Here is a 17,467-nt window from a genome sequence, read left to right as displayed (position 1 = left end):
CCGACCGCACGGTGGCACGCGGCGCGGGCGCAGGGAGGATTCCATGAGCACCGCTGTACCGATCGTCCTGGCGGGCGCGCGCGGCCACGGCCGCTGGCACCTGGACAACATCCGCAGGCTCCAGGACAAGGGCATCGTCCGCCTGGCGGGCGTCTGCGAGCTGACCCCGCTGACCCGGGCCGAGATCCCCGAGGGCCTCGGCGCGCCCGAGCAGTCCGCGGACTTCGGCGCGCTGCTCGACTCCACCGGAGCCCGGATCGCCGTGATCTGCACCCCGATCCCGACCCACGCCGACCTCGCGCTGACGGCGGCCCGCAAGGGTGTGCACCTGCTCCTGGAGAAGCCGCCGGCGCCGTCGTACGCCGAGTTCCGCCGGATGGCCGAGGGGATCGCCGAGGCCGGCGTGGTCTGCCAGGTCGGCTTCCAGTCGCTGGGCTCGCACGCCGTGCCCGCGGTCCGCGCCCTGATCCGCGACGGGGTGATCGGTGAGATCGCGGGGGTCGGCGGCGCCGGCGCCTGGGCCCGCGCCGAGTCCTACTACCGGCGCGCCCCCTGGGCGGGCAGGCGGCGGCTGAACGGTGTCGACGTCATCGACGGGGCGCTCACCAACCCCCTCGCGCACGCCGTCGCCACCGCCCTCGTGCTGGCCGGAGCCACGCGGGCGCAGGACGTCGCCGGCATCGAGACCGAGCTGGCGCACGCCAACGCCATCGAGTCCGACGACACCTCCTGCGTCCGCGTCACCACGGCGGACGGCCTGCAGATCGTCGTCGCGGCCACGCTGTGCGCCGAGGACCCCGACGACCCGTACGTCGTCGTCCACGGCAGCCGCGGCCGGATCACCTACTGGTACAAGCAGGACCGCGTCCTGCTCCAGCGGGCCGGCCACGGTCCCGAGGAGTTCGAGTACGGCCGCACCGACCTGCTGGAGAACCTGGTCGAGCACCTCGCCGACGGGACGGAGCTGCTGGTCCCGCCCGCCGTCACCGAGTCGTTCATGCGGGTCGTGGAGGCGATCCGGGTCGCGCCCGACCCGGTGCAGCTGCCCGACGACGCCTGGCGTCTGCTGCCCGACGAGGACCGGCGGGTCGTCCCCGGCGTCGACGGCCTCGTCGCGGCCGCCGCCGACACCCTCGCTCTCTACTCCGAACTGGGCGCCCCCTGGGCGTTCACGACCGCGCATCCGAAAGAGGTGAGCCCCTGATGACCGCACCGGCACCCGACTCACCGGTCGTCCTGCGTGTCGCCGGCCGCCCGGTCGGCCGCTACGTCACGCGGCCCGAGCTGCCCGCCCGGCTCTCCCCGCGCCCCTATCTGCACCCCGTCAGCACCCTGGCCGGCGCCACGGTCACCGAGCTCAGCCCCGCCGACCACCTTCACCACCTCGGCGTCGGTGTAGCCGTACCCGACGTCGAGGGGCACAACTTCTGGGGCGGCCGCACCTACGTCCGAGACCGGGGCCCGACCGAGCTGGACGACCACGGCGCGCAGCGGCACGGGTCCTTCCAGCTGCGCGACCCCGACGGCTTCGTGGAGGAGCTGCGCTGGGTGGCGTCGGGCACGGAGCTGCTGCGCGAGCGCCGGACGGTCGCGGCGACCGAACTGACCTCCTCCGCCTGGGCGCTGGACTTCACCTTCTCCCTCACCAACGTCTCGGGCGCCCCGCTGTCCATCGGCAGCCCGGCGACGAACGGGCGTCCCGGCGCGGCCTACGGCGGCTTCTTCTGGCGGGCCCGCAAGGAGGACCGGGCCCCCGACGTCTTCACCGCGGACACGGAGGGCGAGGCGGCCGTGCACGGCTCACGCGCCGACTGGCTCGCGCTGGCCGGCGCGGGCTGGACGCTCGTCTTCGCGGGCGCCACCGACGCCACCCGCCGCGACCCCTGGTTCGTCCGCACCGCCGAGTACCCGGGCGTCGGCTCCTCGCTGGCGTTCGCCGAACGGCTGTCCGTGCCGCCCGGGGAGACGGTCGTCCGCCGGATCGTCACCGTCGTCGCCGACGGCCGCCCGGACCGGGGCGAGGCCGCGGCGCTGGTCCGGAAGGCGGTCAGCCAGTGACGGGGGAGCAGCACGGGACGTACACGAACCCGGTCCTGAACGCCGACTGGTCCGACCCGGACGTCGTGCGTGTCGGCGACGACTTCTACCTCACCGCCTCCAGCTTCGGCCGGGCCCCCGGACTGCCGCTGCTGCACTCGCGCGACCTGGTGAACTGGACGCTGGTCGGCCACGCCCTGGAACGCCTGGAGCCGGTGGGCGACTTCAGGACTCCGCGGCACGACTGCGGGGTGTGGGCGCCCTCCTTACGGCACCACGACGACCGTTTCTGGATCTTCTGGGGCGACCCCGACCAGGGCGTGTTCCAGGTCAACGCGCCCGGGATCCGGGGGCCCTGGACCCGTCCGCACCTGGTCAAGGCGGGCAAGGGTCTGATCGACCCGTGCCCCCTGTGGGACGAGGAGAGCGGCGAGGCCTATCTGGTGCACGCCTGGGCGAAGTCCCGCGCGGGCGTCAAGAACCGGCTCACCGGCCACCGTATGCACCCCGACGGGACGTCCGTCCTCGACGAGGGCAAGGTGATCGTCGACGGGGACGGCATCCCCGGCTGGTTCACCCTCGAAGGCCCCAAGCTCTACCGTCACGACGGCTGGTTCTGGATCCTCGCCCCGGCCGGAGGGGTGGAGACGGGCTGGCAGGGCGCGTTCCGGTCGCGGGAGTTCTTCGGCCCGTACGAGGAACGGATCGTCCTGGAGCAGAAGGACACCGAGGTCAACGGCCCGCACCAGGGCGGCTGGGTGCGCACCGCGTCCGGCGAGGACTGGTTCGTGCACTTCCAGCAGCGCGGTGCGTACGGCAGGGTGGTCCACCTCCAGCCGATGCGCTGGGACGGTGCGGGAGGCTGGCCGGTGATCGGCGACGAGGGCGCCCCCGTCCTGACGCACCGGCGGCCCGCCCTGCCCCCGCAGCCGCCCGCTGCGCCCGCCGTCGACGACGACTTCCCCGGCGGGCGCCCGGGCCGCCAGTGGTCGTGGACGGCCAACCCCCAGGCCGGCTGGGCCGTCCGGCACTCGGCCGACGGACTGCGGCTGACCTGCGTGCGGACGCCGGACGCGCATGATCTGCGCACCCTGCCGAACGTCCTCACCCAGCGGCTGCCCGGCGTCCCGTCCGCCGTCGAGGTGGAGCTGCGGCTGCACAGCGAGGAGCCGGGCGCACGCGCCGGACTCACGGTCCTCGGCGACGCGTTCGGCTGGATCGGGCTCCAGCGGGACGCCGACGGCACGGTCCGGCTCGTCCACCGGTTCGCCGAGCCGGTCGCCGAGAGCGAGCGGGACGCGGCCCGGCCACGGCTCGCCCCCGACGGCCGGGCACGGCTGCGCATCGAGATCGGCGCGGGCGCGCGCTGCCGTTTCGCCTACGACGTCGGCGACGGCCCGTGCCCGTCCGGCCCCGTCTTCGCGGCCACCCCCTGGCGCTGGGTCGGAGCCCTGCTCGGCCTCTTCGCCGTCGCGCCGACCGGTACCGGGCACGTCGGCGCGGCCACGTTCAGCGAGTTCCGCATCCGAACACTCTGACCCACTTCCGCTGTAAGCCTGTTGGGAGCCGCAATGACGCACTTCCCTAGCAAGCGCTTGCCAAGGCCGCCGGCGGTCCTGGCGGCCGTCGCCGGCCTGCTGGCGGCGTGCTGCCTCGGCGCGGCCGGCGAGGCCCGGGCCACCGCCTCCGCACCGGAGGCTCACTCCGCACCGGGGACCCGTTCAGCGCCGCGGACCGCCGCCCCGGCCGCCTCGGCGTCCCGCTGGACGGACCGGGCCCACGGCTTCGCCTCCCTCGCCGGCGGCACCACCGGCGGCGCGGGCGGCAAGGTCGTCACCGTCACCGACCAGGCCTCGCTGGCCCGGTACGCCGCGGCCGAGGAGCCGTACGTCATCCGCGTCAAGGGAGCGGTGGCCGTCGAGCCGTTCGGCTCGGACATCGTCGTGACCTCGAACAAGACGATCACCGGGGTCGGGGACACCGGTGAGATCGTGCACGGCGAGCTGCACCTGAACCCCGGCACGCACAACGTGATCATCCGCAACCTGACGATCCGGGACAGCTACGTCGAGGGCGACTGGGACGGCAAGACCACCGACTTCGACGCCATCCAGATGGACACGGTCGACCACGTGTGGATCGACCACAACCGCTTCACGCACATGGGCGACGGGCTGCTCGACATCCGCAAGGACAGCCAGTACATCACCGTCTCCTACAACCGGTTCAGCAACCACAACAAGGCGCTGGGCATCGGCTGGACGACGAACGTCCTGACCCAGATCACCATGGACCACAACTGGTTCACGGGCACCAAGCAGCGCAACCCCTCGGCGGACAACTGCGCCTACGCCCACCTCTACAACAACTACCTCTCGGCGCAGGTCGCCGACGGGGACCCGGTGTGGACGTACGGGAACTGGTCGCGGGGCCGCACGAAGATGGTCATCGAGAACAGTTACTACGACCGGGTCCAGCACCCGTACCAGGCCGACGCGACGGCCGAGCTGGTCGAGCGCGGGTCGATCCTGCGGAGGACGAGCGGACGGACCGACGAGTGGGGCGCGGCCTTCGATCCGCGGGCGTTCTACGCCTACCGGCTGGACCCCGCGGCGGCCGTCCCCGCGCTGGTCACCCGGTTCTCCGGGCCGCAGAAGCAGATCGGTGACGCGGTCACGCTGAACGTGCCGGGCGACTACCCGACGGTCCAGGCCGCCGTCGACGCCGTGCCCGACGGCAACGCCGTCGGCGTCACCGTCGCCGTCGCGCCGGGCACGTACCGCGAGAAGGTGTACATCCCCGCGAGCAAGCCGAACATCGCGCTGCGCGGCACCGGACACCGCCGCTCGGACACCGTCATCGTGTACGACACGCCCGCCGAGTACGGGGGTTCGACGGGGAGCGCCACCGTCCGGATCGCCGCGAACGACGTCACCGCCCGCAACCTCACCTTCAGCAACGACTTCGACGAGGCCGCGGTCGAGCTGAAGGGCGAGCAGGCCCTCGCCATGAAGACCACCGGCGACCGGATCGTCTTCGAGAACACGGCGTTCCTGGGCAACCAGGACACGCTGATGACCGACAGCCCCAAGCTGACGACCCCCAGTCGGGTGTACGTGCGGGACTCCTACATCGAAGGCGACGTCGACTTCGTCTACGGACGGGCCACGACCGTGATCGAGCGGTCGGTGATCCGGCTGCTGAGCCGGGGATCGGCCACCAACAACGGCTATATGACGGCCGCTTCGACCTGGACGGGCAATCCGTACGGGTTCCTGATCACCCGGTCCGAGGTCGTCAGCGACGCGCCGGAGCAGTCCTTCCATCTCGGGCGGCCCTGGCACCCCGGCGGGGAGCCGGCGGCGGTCGGCCAGGTGCTGATCCGCGACACCGCGTTGCCGGCGGCGGTCAAGTCGTCGCCGTGGACCGACATGAGCGGGTTCTCGTGGCGGGACGCCCGGTTCGCGGAGTACCGCAACCACGGGCCGGGGGCGACCGTCACCGCCGACCGCCCCCAGCTGAGCGACGCCGACGCGAAGGCGCACACCGTCACGGCCTACCTCAAGGGCGCGGACGGCTGGGCGCCGCACCGCCGCACCACCCACTGACCCCCCACAACTTCATATCTCCGCAGGGATCCAGAGAAGAAGAGAGCCGACCACATGACAAGCAGCATCCGCAGAAGCAGGCGCGCCGCCCTGGCCCTCGCCGTCACCACCGTGCTCGCGCTGACCGCCACCGCCTGCGGCGACGACGGCAGCGGTGCGGCGGGAGACAAGGGAGGCGACGGCTCCGGCAAGGGGGAGATCACCTTCTGGGACAACAACGGCGGTGTCCGCACCGACGTCTGGAAGGAGATCATCGCCGACTTCGAGAAGGCGAACCCGGACATCAAGGTCAAGTACGTCGGTGTGCCGGCCGACAGCGTCCAGTCCAAGTACGACACCGCCATCCAGGGCGGCGGACTGCCCGACGTCGGAGGGGTGGGCGCCGCGATGCTCGCCGAGGTCGCGGCGCAGGGCGCCCTCGAACCGCTCGACAGCCGGCTGGAGAAGAGCGGCCTCGGCGGCAAGCTCAACGCGAAGTTCCTGGACAGCGTCAAGGCCGCCGGCATCGACGGCAAGACGTACTCCGTGCCGACCTCCGCCAACAACGGCACCCTCTGGTACCGCACGGACCTCTTCCAGAAGGCGGGCCTGGACGCGCCGACCACCTGGTCGAAGTTCTACGAGGCCGCCGACAAGCTGACCGACAAGGACAAGAACGCCTTCGGCTACACCATCCGCGGCGGTTCCGGCTCGATCTCCCCGGCCCTCGACGCGGCCTACGGGCAGAGCGGCATCACCGAGTTCTGGAGCGGTGACAAGACCACCGTCAACGACCCGAAGAACGTGGCCGCGCTGGAGAAGTACGTCGGCCTGTACAAGAAGGACACCCCGGCCGCCGACGTCAACAACGACTTCACCAAGATGGTCGCCCAGTGGGACTCCGGCACCATCGGCATGCTGAGCCACAACCTGGGCTCGTACAAGGACCACCAGAAGGCGCTGGCCGGCAAGTTCAAGGGCGTGCCCGCTCCGACGATGGACAACGGCACCCGGGTGCAGGTCTCCAACCCGGTGGACGGGCTCGGCCTGTTCAAGTCGAGCAAGAACAAGACCGCCGCCTGGAAGTTCATCGAGTTCGCCGCCTCGCACGCGTCCAACAGCAAGTGGAACAAGTCGGCGGGCTCGATCCCGGCGAACCTGGAGGCCGCGCAGGACAGCTGGGTCCAGGAGTCCGAGCCGACGAAGCTGGCCGCCGAGGCGCTGACGGGCACCACCACGAAGATCGTGCAGCTGCCCTACTACCTGCCCGACTGGAACACCATCTCGAAGGCCGACAACGAGCCGAACTTCCAGAAGGTGCTGCTCGGCAAGATGACCGCGAAGCAGTTCCTGGACACGCTCGCCGACCAGCTGAACACCGCCCAGGCCGACTGGAAGAAGAACCACAAGTAACCGCCAGGGCGATCGTCGTCACGGGGGACTGCCGGCCCGTCCCGGCAGGCCGCGCAGTTCCCCCGTGCCTCCCACGCGAAAGGTGCACGTAGGTGTCGCTCACCCGCAGACAGGTCACCGCCGCGGCGCTCGCCGCCGTTCCGCTCGCCGCCACGGCCGCCGGCCCCGCCGGCGCAGGCGCCCGCCGGCCCCGCACGCTCTACATCGCCGGCGACTCCACCGCCGCCCAGAAGTACTCCGACGCCGCACCCGAGACCGGGTGGGGCATGGCACTGCCCTTCTTCCTGCACGCCGGCCTGCCCGTCGTCAACCACGCGGTGAACGGCCGCAGTTCCAAGAGCTTCATCGACGAGGGCAGGCTCGACGCCGTCCTCGCGGCGATCCGGCCGGGGGACCTGCTGCTCGTCCAGTTCGCGCACAACGACGAGAAGACGACCGATCCCACCCGCTACACCGAGCCCTGGACGACGTACCAGGACTGCCTGCGGCAGTACCTCGCCGGCGCCCGGGCGAAGGGGGCCCGCCCGGTCCTCGCCACGCCCGTGGAGCGGCGCCGGTTCGACGCCGCGGGCAAGGCCCAGCCGACGCACGGCGAGTACCCCGCCGCCATGCGCGCGCTCGCCGCGCAGGAACGGGTCGCGCTGCTCGACGTCCAGGCGCTGTCGCTGGCGCTCTGGCAGCAGCTGGGCGTCGAGGAGACGAAGGCGTACTTCAACTGGACCGCCACCGAGCAGGACAACACGCACTTCAACCCGCCGGGCGCGATCGCCGTGGCGCGGCTCGCCGTACGGGAGCTGCTGCGCACACGGGTGCTGGCCCCGTGTGACGTGGTCCGGCTGAACGAGCAGATCCCCCCGTCCTGGATCACCTGGCCCGACCCGCTGGCGTAGCACCACCCGCCGGCCCGACCCGCCGGCCCGACCCGTCGGCCCGACCCGCCGGCCCGACCCGTCGGCCCGACCCGCCGGCCCGACCCGTCGGCCCGACCCGTCGGCCCGACCCGTCGGCGCGGGCCGACCCGCCGCCGCAACAGAAGGAGAACCGCACAGTGCGTACACAGAGATGTCATGGACGTGTCATTGGTGTCCTGGTGGGCTGCACCGCGCTGGTGCTGTCCGTGACCGGCACGGCGTCCGCCCAGGGCGAGCACCACGGCCGCGCCCGGCACGCCGCCCCCGACCTCGGCCGCCAGGTGCTGCCCGCGAACGACGGCTGGGCCTCGTCCGGCACCGGAACGACGGGCGGCTCGGCCGCCGACGCCGCCCACGTCCACACCGTCACCACCTGGGCCGAGTTCAAGGCCGCCCTCGCCGCCGGGGGCAACACGCCGAAGATCATCAAGGTGAAGGGCGTCATCGACGCCGTCGCCGAGGGCTGCGACGCCTTCGCCGCGCCCGGATACGACTTCGACGCCTACCTCGCGAAGTACGCGCCCGAGGCCTGGGGACTGGACACCGACCTCGCCGCCGAGCCCGCCGGCAGTCCCGAGGGGCTGCGGCGAGTCTCCGCCGCCAACCAGGACAAGGCCATCAAGGCGAACATCCCCTCCAACACCACCATCGTCGGCATCGGGCGGAACGCCGGATTCAAGGGCGTCAGCCTGCAGATCAAGGCCGTCGACAACGTGATCCTGCGCAACATGTCCTTCGAGTCGCCCATCGACTGCTTCCCCCAGTGGGACCCCACCGACGGGGACAAGGGCAACTGGAACTCCGAGTACGACACCGCCGTGGTCTACGGCGCCACGCACGTCTGGCTCGACCACAACACGTTCACCGACGGCGCACACCCCGACAGCGCCGCCCCGACCTACTTCGGCATGCTCTACCAGCAGCACGACGGCGAACTCGACATCGTGCGCGGCGCCGACTACGTCACGGCCTCCTGGAACGTCTTCAGCGACCACGACAAGACGATCCTCATCGGCAACAGCGACAGCGAGTCCACCGCCGCCGGCGACCGGGGGCACCTGCGGACGACGTTCCACCACAACCTGTTCGCGAACCTGGTCGAGCGCGCGCCCCGCGTCCGCTTCGGGCAGGTCGACTCCTACAACAACCACTTCGTCGCGAACGGCGACTACACCTACAGCTTCGGCATCGGCAAGGAGTCCAAGCTCGTCGCCGAGCACAACGCGTTCACCCTGCCGCAGGGGGTCAGCGCGGCCAAGGTGCTCAAGCGGTGGAACGTCTCGCCGCTGACCGCCGCCGACAACTACGTCAACGGTGTGAAGACCGACCTGATCGCCGTCCACAACGCCCAGATCCCCGCCGAGACCCTCGAGTCCGGCGCCGGCTGGACGCCCACCCTGCGCACCCGGGTCGACCCGGCGAAGGCGGTCCCCCGCATCGTCGACTGCGGCGCGGGCGCGGGACGCCTCGGCTGACCTCGTACGACCGTCAGACGGCCGGGGCGACGCCCCTCGTCGCCCCGGCCGCACCGGCAGACCTCAGAGCCACCCCCGCAGAGCCGCACCGTCAAGGAGCACCCGCATGCACCCCGTTTCGAGAAGACGGTTCCTCGCCGTGAGCGCCGCGAGCGCGGGAACGGCCGCCGCCCTGGCCCTGGGCGCCCCGTCCGCGCAGGCCGCCGCGGACGCCCGCGTCTCGGCGGGCGGCCGCCGCCCGTTCGGCCGGTACGGCTCCCCGGCCGCCCGCCGCACCCCGCAGACCCTCTACGTCGACCCGCTCGGCCGGGGCGACTTCACGACCGTGCGGGACGCCGTCGCCGCCGCCTCGGGCAGCGGCTGGACCCTCGTCCTCGCCCCCGGCGTCTACCGGGAGACCGTGGTCCTCGATCCCACCCGCACCGAGGCCACCTGGATCGGCGCCTGCGAGGACCCCCGGGACGTCGTGATCGTCTACGACAACGCGGCCGGCACCGCCAAGCCCGGCGGCGGCACCTACGGCACCACCGGCTCGGCCACCACCACCCTGCAGGCCGCCGGCTTCACCGCCCACCGGATCACCTTCGCCAACGACTGGCTGCGCGCCGACCACCCCGACATCACCGGCACCCAGGCCGTCGCCGTCAAGGTCCAGGGCGACCGCTCCGCCTTCCACCACTGCCGCTTCCTCGGGCACCAGGACACCCTGTACGCCGACTCGATGTCCCTGACCGCCTTCGCCCGGCAGTACTACACGCACTGCTACGTCCAGGGCGACGTCGACTTCGTCTTCGGCCGCGCCACCGCCGTCCTCGAGCGGTGCCACTTCCGCACCCTGAACCGCACCGACCTGGCCGGCGCGCCCTACGGCTTCGTCTTCGCCCCCTCCACGGCGGGCGCCAACCCGCTCGGCCAGCTGGTCACCGGGAGCCGGATCAGCAGCGAGGCCCCCGACGCCTTCTACAAGCTGGCCCGCCCCTGGGTCCCCAGCTCCGACACCACCGCCCGCCCGATGCTCACCGTCCGCGACACCCGCATGGACGCCGGCATCGACGCGGCCGCGCCCTACACGAACATGTCGGCCTCCTTCCCCTGGCAGAGCCAGCGGTTCGCCGAGTACCGCAACACCGGGCCGGGAGCACGGATCACCGTCCCCGAGAACCGCCCGCAGCTCACCCGCGACCAGGCCCGGTCCGCGACCCGCGAGGCCTACCTCGGCGACTGGGAGCCCTGGAAGGGGGAGTGCTGAGATGCTGCCCCGCCGCACCCTCCTCGCCGCCGCCACCGGCGCCGCCCTGCTCACCGGGGCGCCCGCCGCCCACGCGCACTCCCGCCGCGTCCTGCACGTCCGCCCCGGCGACAGCGTCCAGGCGGCCGTGGACGCCGTCTCCGGCCCCGGCTGGACGATCGTCGTCCACCCGGGAACGTACCGGGAGGTCGTCGCCGTCCCGGCGGACAAGGCGGAGCTGACCCTGCGCGGCGCGAGTCGCGACCCACGCGCCGCCGTCATCGTGTACGACAACGCAGGCGGCACGCCCAGGCCGGACGGGTCGGGCCCCTACGGCACCGCGGGCTCCGCCGCCTTCACCTCCGCCGCGCCCGGCCTCACCGTGCGCGACCTCACCCTCGCCAACGACTGGCTGCGCGCCGACCACCCGGAGACCACCGGCACCCAGGCCGTCGCCGCCCACGTCACCGGCGACCGCTCGCACTTCGAGAACGTCCGGTTCCTCGCTCATCAGGACACCCTCTTCGCGGACACCACCGCACTCGACGCCTTCGACCGGCAGTACTACCGCCACTGCCACATCGAGGGCGACGTCGACTTCGTCTTCGGGCGGGCCCGGGCCGTCTTCGACGCCTGCCGCTTCCACACCCTGCGGCGGGACGTGTCCTTCACCCCCAAGGGCATGGTCTTCGCCCCCGCCACCGCCCGGGCCGACCCCTACGGCTTCCTCGCCCTGCGCGGCCGGATCACCTCCGCCGCGGAGGACGCCGCGTACAAGATCGCCCGGCCCTGGGTGCCGTCCTACGAGACGACCGCCTGGCCCTCGCTGGTCGTCCGGGACACCTGGATCGGCCCCGGTGTCGACGCGGTGACGCCGTACGCCAACATGCGCGAGGGCTATCCCTGGCAGACCATGCGCTTTTGGGAGTACGCCAACTCCGGTCCGGGAGCGGTGATCTCGGTGCCGGAGAACCGGCCGCAGCTGACCCCCGCGGAGGCCGCCCTGCACACCCGGGGGACGTACCTGGGCGACTGGAGGCCTTACGGGCGCCGGTGACCCCGGCGGGCTCCCCAAGGGGTCGCGGACCCCGGCGGCGACGCCCTCGGGTCGACGGTCATGAACTGAGCCCGTCGGGGCGCTTGACCCGTTTTTTGCCCGGCGGGTCTCGCGCTCACCCACGTGACGCGCGTAGAAAACGTGTCATGCATAAGCCACTGCGCATCGCGGCCGTCGCCGCGGCCTGTGCCGTCGCCGGCGCCGCCCTCTACGGCGCCGGCGCGGCCACGGCCGGCCAGTCCACGGCCAACTCCACGCACGAGCCCTACAACATCGGGCTCCTGGTGAAGGACATCGACACCTACTACGGCACCGCCCCGGACGCCGACGGCGTGTACCAGGCGTCGCCGACCAGCCCGTACGCCAAGGACCTCGCGAGCATCGACAAGGCCGCGCGGAAGTACATCGACCAGTCCGCCCGCAAGGCGGTCAGGAAGCACCAGCGGCCCGCGGTCGTCTTCGACATCGACGACACCCTGCTGCTCAGCCTCGACTACGAGAAGCGGTACAACTACACGTACAACTCCGCCAGCTGGGCGGCGTACGTGAACAAGGCGGACCGGCCGGCCGTCTTCGGCAGCCCCGAGCTGGTGCGGTACGCGGAGAAGAAGGGCGTCGAGGTCTTCTACAACTCGGGCCTCGGCGAGGCGCAGCGCACCGCCGCGGTCGACAACCTGAAGAAGGTCGGCGCCGACGTCAACCTCGACGCCGCGCACATGTTCCTCAAGAACGCCGCCGCCCCGCCGTCCTACCTGAGCGGCTGCGCCACCCCGGGCGCCTGGACCTGCACGACCGTCCAGTACAAGTCCGGCACCCGCAAGCACATCGAGCGCGACCTCGGCTACGAGATCATCGCGAACTTCGGTGACCAGTACTCCGACCTCGACGGCGGCTACGCCGACCGGACGTACAAGCTGCCGAACCCGACCTACTTCGTCAGCTGACGTTCCGTAGGTTCCGCACGTTCCCTGCGTTCCGTGCGGGGACGGGATCGTCCCGCCCCCGCACGGCCGGCCCGGTCGGTCCATCCGGTCCAGCCGGTTCAGTCCTTCTTGTCGTCGTGGGAGGCGAAGTCGCCGCCCACGACGGTCTGACGGCCGTCCGAGCGGCCGGCGATCGCGTAGGTGTCGTCGTGCGCGTCACGGCCGCCGCGGTCGTGGTCGTACTGCCCGGCGAACACCCACTCGCCCTTGGGGACCGTACGGCCCTGTCTGAGCACCCAGGTGTAGACGAGGAAGCCGTCCCGTTCGGCCACCGTGAACACGAAGTCGCCCTCGGGCAGCGAGCGCCAGGCGCCCGCCGACGAGACCCCGCCGGTCTGCGCGACCTTCAGCTGCACGGTGAGCGCGGTGAGCGCCTCGGACGTCTTCAGCGTGACGTTGCTCTGCGCCCAGAAGTCGTTGCTGTGCGGGTCCACCGAGCCGTCCGACCACAGCGGGCCCTCCGCCTCGTCGGTCGTCACCGGCAGCAGGGACGCCGTGGGCGTCGAGGGCTTGGCCGCGGGACTCTTCGGCGGGGAGACGCCCGGCCCGGCGGGGGTCCGGCCGCCGCCCGGGGCCGGAGTCGGCCGGGGCGAGAGGGGCGGGCGGCTGGTGGCGCCCGGGGACTCGACCGGCGGCGAGGAGGCGGAGACGGACTGCTGCGCCGGGGCGTCGCCCTTCACGGCGGACGCCACCGCGTAACCGCCGACCGCGAGCATGCCCGCGACCGCGGCCGTCGCGCCCACGATCCGCGCCCAGCTCCACAGCGGCGGGCGGGTCGCCCGGTGGGCGGAGCGGACCTGTGCCTGTCCCTGCCCGGCCATGCCGCGCTCGACCCGGGCCAGGATGCGCGCCCGGTCGGGCTGGTGCGCCTCGGCCGCCGCGTGCAGCCGGGTGCGCAGTTCGCCGTGCACGTCCCGCTGCGTCGTCATCGGTCCCTCCCTGCGGCCTGACGGTCGCGTGCCATCGCAGGCACCCTAACCGGAGCCCCTCTGCCGCCCAGCAGCTTCTGCAGCTCGGCCATCCCCTTGGAGGTCTGGCTCTTCACCGTACCCACGGAGACGCCGAGCGCGAGCGCGGTGTCCTTCTCCGACAGATCGAAGGCGTGCCGCAGCACCACACAGGCCCGTTTGCGGAACGGCAGTCTACGCAGCGCCGACTGGACGTCCACGACTCCGGCGACGTCGGGGTTCTCCGTCTTCTCCTCACGCTGCGACCAGAACAGCGCGATCCTGCGGCGCTCGCGGACGGCGCTGCGGATGCGGGTGCGGGCGAGGTTGGCGACCACCCCGCGCGCGTACGCGACGGGATGGTCGGCGGCGCGCACCCGGTCCCAGCGGTTCCACAGCGCGAGGAGCGCGTCCGCCGCCAGGTCGTCGGCGGCGTCCGCCTCGCCGGTCAGCAGGCAGGCGAGACGGGACAGTTCGGCGTAGTGGCGGTCGAAGAAGGCGTGGAACTCCACGGAGGCGGCGTCGTCGACGACTGTGCCCACGGGTTACCTCTTCTCGGTGCGACCTGTGCTGTGCGTGCCATGTGAATGACATGGGGATGTCCCGGGGAGGCGGTCGGGACGAGATCGGGAAGCGTAGCAGTGCGCAACCCCCCGGTTCGGTCGGGGGTTCGAACATCGCATGGCAGACCGAACGTGTCCGGAACCCGATTCCGTAACACGGCGAAAACCTGAAGAGGGTTCAACGGGGGAACAATCCAGCCAGCATCCGCATCGAGATCGTTCCGGCCCCCAGGAGTCGCAGTCATGTCCGAGACGCAGCAGAAGGCCGACCGGCCCACTCGTGAGAGACCGGCGGTGAACAGCCTCGACCGGTACTTCCGGATATCCGAACGAGGGTCCACGTTCGCCCGGGAGATACGCGGCGGCACCGCCACGTTCTTCACCATGGCCTACATACTTGTCCTGAATCCCATCATCCTGGGCAGTGCCGAGGACAAGTTCGGGCACCGCCTCGACAGCGTGCAACTCACCACCGCCACAGCCCTGGTGGCCGCGGTGATGACCGTCGTCATGGGCGTCGGCGGCAACCTGCCCCTCGCCCTCGCCGCGGGTCTCGGCCTGAACGCGGTCGTCGCCTTCCAGATCGCCCCGCTGATGAGCTGGGACGACGCGATGGGTCTCATCGTCCTCGAAGGCCTGCTGATCTGCGTGCTGGTGGCGACCGGACTGCGCGAGGCCGTCATGCACGCCATCCCGCAGCCGCTCAAGCAGGCGATCAGCGTCGGCATCGGCCTGTTCATCGCCTTCATCGGCTTCGTCGACGCCGGCTTCGTCAGCCGCATCCCCGACGCCGCGCACACCACCGTCCCCGTCCAGCTCGGCGGCACCGGCACGCTGGGCGGCTGGCCCGTCCTCGTCTTCTGCCTCGGTGTGCTGCTCACCGTCGGACTGCTCGCCCGCAAGGTCAAGGGCGCGATCCTGATCAGCATCGTGGCGATGACACTGCTCGCGATCGTCATCGACTCGCTCGCCGACATCAAGTCCTGGGGACTGACGACGCCTTCGTGGCCGCAAGACGTCGTCGGCGCCCCGGACTTCGGGCTGATCGGCCACTTCAGCCTGTTCGGCGCGTTCGGCCGGACCGGCGTCGTCACCGTCGTCCTGCTGGTCTTCACGCTCCTCCTGTCCGACTTCTTCGACACCATGGGCACCGTCGTCGGCATCAGCGCCGAGGCCGGACTGCTGAACGACAAGGGCGAGGTGCCCAACCTCGGCCGCGTGCTGCTCATCGACGGCGCGGCGGCGGCGGTCGCGGGCGGCGCGGCCTCGTCGTCCTCCGCGACCTCCTACATCGAGTCGGCAGCCGGCGTCGGCGAGGGCGCGCGCACCGGGTTCTCCAACCTCGTCACCGGCGCGCTCTTCGCCCTCGCGCTGTTCCTGACGCCGGTCCTCACCATCGTCCCGCTCCAGGCGGCCGCCCCGGCCCTCGTCGCCGTCGGCTTCCTGATGATGACCCAGGTCAAGAACATCGACTGGGACAGGTACGAGATCGCGATCCCGGCCTTCCTCACCATCGCGGTGATGCCCTTCACCTACTCGATCACCAACGGCATCGGCGCCGGCTTCGTCGCGTACGTCGTCGTCAAGACCGTGCTCGGCAAGGCGAAGGAGGTGCACTGGCTGCTGTGGGGCGCCTCGGCGCTGTTCCTGGTGTACTTCGCGATCGACCCGATCGAGCAGATCCTCGGCGTCAAGTGACGTGACGGGGGCGGCCGTTCCCCGGTCCGCCCCCGCAACCGCCGGTCACTTCCGCAGCGCCGCCTCCATCATCGCCTTGGCGACGGGGGCGGCCAGGCCGTTGCCGCTCACCTCGGAACGCGCCGCGTCGGACTGCTCGACCACGACCGCCACGGCGACCTGCTCGCCGGACGAGTCGGACTTTCCGTACGAGGTGAACCAGGCGTACGGGGCCTTGCTGTTGTTCTCGCCGTTCTGGGCCGTGCCCGTCTTGCCGCCGACGGTGACGCCGTCGATGAGCGCGTTGGTGCCCGTGCCCTTCTCGACGACCGTCCGCATCGCCGACCGCAGCTGCTCGGCGGTCGAGGAGCTGACCACCTGGGTGGTGGTCGCCTTGTCGTCGTAGTCCTGAAGGACGTCGCCGCCGCCGTTCGTGATCTGCTCGACCATGTGCGGCGAGACCAGCTTGCCGCCGTTGGCGAGGGCCGCCGACACCATGGCCATCTGCAGCGGCGTCGCCGTCACGTCGAACTGGCCGATGCCGGTCAGCGCGGTCGACGAGGCGTTCATGCCGGACGGGTACACGCTCGCGTAGGCCCGCACCGGCACGTCCTGGCTGTCGTCGTCGAAGCCGAACCTGTCGGCCATCGCCTTCAGCTTGTCCTCACCGAGCTGGACGGCCATGTGCGCGAACACGTTGTTGCAGGAGTACTGCAGCGCCACCCGGATCGAGGCGTCCTCGCAGGGCGCGGACCTGCTCTCGTTCGCCAGGTCCGTCCGCGTGCCCGGCAGGGTGTACGGGTCCGCGCTGTCGGTCTTCTCGTCCACGGACGTGTACAGCCCGTCCTCCAGCGCGGCCGCCGCCACCACCAGCTTGAACGTCGAGCCCGGCGCCAGCGGTTGCCGCAGCGCCCGGTTGACGAGGGGCTTGTCGGGGTCCGCGGTCAGCTTCTTCCAGGCCGTGCCGGCGGTGTCGGCGTCGGTCAGCGACGAAGGGTCGTACGACGGCGTCGAGACGACCGCGAGGATCCGGCCCGTCGTGGGGTCGATCGCGACGGCCGCGCCCTTCTTGTCGCCGAGCGCGTCGTACGCCGCCTTCTGCACCGCCGGGTCGATCGTGGTGAGCACGTCGCCCGGGTCCGCCCGCTGGTTCGTGACCGTGTCCAGGACCGTCTTCAGCCGGGGGTCGGTGCCGTTGAGCAGGTTCGCGTACACGCCCTCCAGCTGCGTCGGGGCGTAGCTCTGCGAGGCGTAGCCGGTCACCGCCGCGTACAGCTCGCCGTCGGTGTACGTGCGCTTGTATCTGAGGTCGCTGTCCGAGGTGACGGCCGATCCGGTGATCGCCTTCCCGGCCACGATGATGTTCCCGAGCGGCGCCGCGTACGTCGTGATCGCGTTGCGCCGGTTGTGGGTGTCGTCCGCGAGCGCCCGGCCCTCGTAGAACTGCACCCAGGTCGCCCGCAGCAGCAGGGCGAACACCAGCAGCAGCGTGAAGACCGAGGCGCGTCTGATCGTCTTGTTCATGGCGAGGGGAAGACGAACGGGACGGGGGAGTGCGTTCCCTCCGTCCCGGATTCTCATCGGCTGTT

The 17,467-nt window shown here is 71.6% G+C and carries 14 protein-coding genes; 11 read left to right on the top strand and 3 right to left on the bottom strand.

The annotated features are described in order from the left end of the window. Window positions 1-43: 43 nt before the first annotated feature. The 10 genes from QF032_RS10125 (at window position 44) to QF032_RS10080 (ending at window position 12,652) form a co-directional block, all read left to right on the top strand. Window positions 44-1,204 (top strand): Gfo/Idh/MocA family protein, encoded by a 1,161-nt coding sequence (locus QF032_RS10125; protein ID WP_307055803.1) that lies wholly within the window; start codon window positions 44-46, stop codon window positions 1,202-1,204. Continuing rightward, on the top strand, window positions 1,204-2,058 hold the full coding sequence (locus QF032_RS10120; RefSeq protein WP_307041695.1) for a DUF6807 domain-containing protein: 855 nt from the start codon (window positions 1,204-1,206) through the stop codon (window positions 2,056-2,058). The genes QF032_RS10125 and QF032_RS10120 overlap by 1 nt, the downstream gene beginning before the upstream one ends. Beyond that, window positions 2,055-3,575, top strand: a complete 1,521-nt coding sequence (locus tag QF032_RS10115; RefSeq protein WP_307055801.1) for a glycoside hydrolase family 43 protein — start codon at window positions 2,055-2,057, stop codon at window positions 3,573-3,575. The genes QF032_RS10120 and QF032_RS10115 overlap by 4 nt, the downstream gene beginning before the upstream one ends. 33 nt (window positions 3,576-3,608) lie before the next feature. Further along, on the top strand, window positions 3,609-5,645 hold the full coding sequence (locus QF032_RS10110) for a pectinesterase family protein (RefSeq protein WP_307055799.1): 2,037 nt from the start codon (window positions 3,609-3,611) through the stop codon (window positions 5,643-5,645). A 54-nt stretch (window positions 5,646-5,699) separates the two neighbouring features. After that, a complete protein-coding gene (locus QF032_RS10105) occupies window positions 5,700-7,037 on the top strand; it encodes an ABC transporter substrate-binding protein (protein ID WP_307041689.1) in 1,338 nt (445 codons plus the stop codon). Between the two features lie 92 nt (window positions 7,038-7,129). Then, window positions 7,130-7,927: a rhamnogalacturonan acetylesterase gene (locus tag QF032_RS10100; RefSeq protein ID WP_307041688.1), complete on the top strand. Its 798-nt coding sequence runs from the start codon at window positions 7,130-7,132 to the stop codon at window positions 7,925-7,927. Between the two features lie 158 nt (window positions 7,928-8,085). Beyond that, window positions 8,086-9,423 carry a pectate lyase family protein gene (locus QF032_RS10095; protein WP_307055797.1) on the top strand — a complete coding sequence of 446 codons (1,338 nt, stop codon included), beginning with the start codon at window positions 8,086-8,088 and terminating at the stop codon, window positions 9,421-9,423. A gap of 106 nt (window positions 9,424-9,529) precedes the next feature. Next, a complete protein-coding gene (locus QF032_RS10090) occupies window positions 9,530-10,672 on the top strand; it encodes a pectinesterase family protein (protein WP_307055796.1) in 1,143 nt (380 codons plus the stop codon). Between the two features lie 4 nt (window positions 10,673-10,676). After that, entirely contained in the window at window positions 10,677-11,708 is a 1,032-nt protein-coding gene (locus QF032_RS10085; RefSeq protein WP_307060201.1) for a pectinesterase family protein, read from the top strand. Between the two features lie 146 nt (window positions 11,709-11,854). After that, complete coding sequence (locus QF032_RS10080; RefSeq protein ID WP_307055794.1) at window positions 11,855-12,652, top strand: HAD family acid phosphatase; 798 nt, start codon at window positions 11,855-11,857, stop codon at window positions 12,650-12,652. A 98-nt stretch (window positions 12,653-12,750) separates the two neighbouring features. Here QF032_RS10080 and QF032_RS10075 read toward each other — a convergent pair whose 3' ends face one another. Both QF032_RS10075 and QF032_RS10070 read right to left on the bottom strand, forming a co-directional pair. After that, the gene (locus QF032_RS10075; protein ID WP_307041681.1) at window positions 12,751-13,620 is read right to left on the bottom strand and encodes a hypothetical protein; all 870 of its coding nucleotides are present in this window, start codon (window positions 13,618-13,620) and stop codon (window positions 12,751-12,753) included. Beyond that, window positions 13,617-14,180 (bottom strand): SigE family RNA polymerase sigma factor, encoded by a 564-nt coding sequence (locus tag QF032_RS10070; protein ID WP_306953417.1) that lies wholly within the window; start codon window positions 14,178-14,180, stop codon window positions 13,617-13,619. The genes QF032_RS10075 and QF032_RS10070 overlap by 4 nt, the downstream gene beginning before the upstream one ends. A gap of 264 nt (window positions 14,181-14,444) precedes the next feature. Here QF032_RS10070 and QF032_RS10065 point away from each other — a divergent pair, with 264 nt between their 5' ends. Then, window positions 14,445-15,899, top strand: a complete 1,455-nt coding sequence (locus tag QF032_RS10065; RefSeq protein ID WP_307055792.1) for an NCS2 family permease — start codon at window positions 14,445-14,447, stop codon at window positions 15,897-15,899. Window positions 15,900-15,944: 45 nt separating this feature from the next. Here the strand turns inward: QF032_RS10065 and QF032_RS10060 are convergent, their stop codons facing one another. Beyond that, window positions 15,945-17,402, bottom strand: coding sequence for a peptidoglycan D,D-transpeptidase FtsI family protein (locus QF032_RS10060; protein WP_307055790.1), 1,458 nt, complete (start codon window positions 17,400-17,402; stop codon window positions 15,945-15,947). Between the last annotated feature and the right edge of the window lie 65 nt (window positions 17,403-17,467).

The sequence above is a fragment of the Streptomyces achromogenes genome (assembly GCF_030816715.1).
Lineage (GTDB): Bacteria > Actinomycetota > Actinomycetes > Streptomycetales > Streptomycetaceae > Streptomyces > Streptomyces achromogenes_A.
Note: the sequence above shows the minus strand (reverse complement) of the source record. Positions and strands in the feature narration are given on the sequence as shown.

Excerpts from the sequence above, each read along its gene's own strand:
- QF032_RS10125 (WP_307055803.1), top strand. The coding sequence starts at position 44 with ATGAGCACCGCTGTACCGATCGTCCTGGCGGGCGCGCGCGGCCACGGC.
- QF032_RS10120 (WP_307041695.1), top strand. The coding sequence starts at position 1,204 with ATGACCGCACCGGCACCCGACTCACCGGTCGTCCTGCGTGTCGCCGGC.
- QF032_RS10110 (WP_307055799.1), top strand. The coding sequence starts at position 3,609 with ATGACGCACTTCCCTAGCAAGCGCTTGCCAAGGCCGCCGGCGGTCCTG.
- QF032_RS10105 (WP_307041689.1), top strand. The coding sequence starts at position 5,700 with ATGACAAGCAGCATCCGCAGAAGCAGGCGCGCCGCCCTGGCCCTCGCC.
- QF032_RS10090 (WP_307055796.1), top strand. The coding sequence starts at position 9,530 with ATGCACCCCGTTTCGAGAAGACGGTTCCTCGCCGTGAGCGCCGCGAGC.
- QF032_RS10080 (WP_307055794.1), top strand. The coding sequence starts at position 11,855 with ATGCATAAGCCACTGCGCATCGCGGCCGTCGCCGCGGCCTGTGCCGTC.
- QF032_RS10075 (WP_307041681.1), bottom strand. The coding sequence starts at position 13,620 with ATGACGACGCAGCGGGACGTGCACGGCGAACTGCGCACCCGGCTGCAC.
- QF032_RS10065 (WP_307055792.1), top strand. The coding sequence starts at position 14,445 with ATGTCCGAGACGCAGCAGAAGGCCGACCGGCCCACTCGTGAGAGACCG.
- QF032_RS10060 (WP_307055790.1), bottom strand. The coding sequence starts at position 17,402 with ATGAACAAGACGATCAGACGCGCCTCGGTCTTCACGCTGCTGCTGGTG.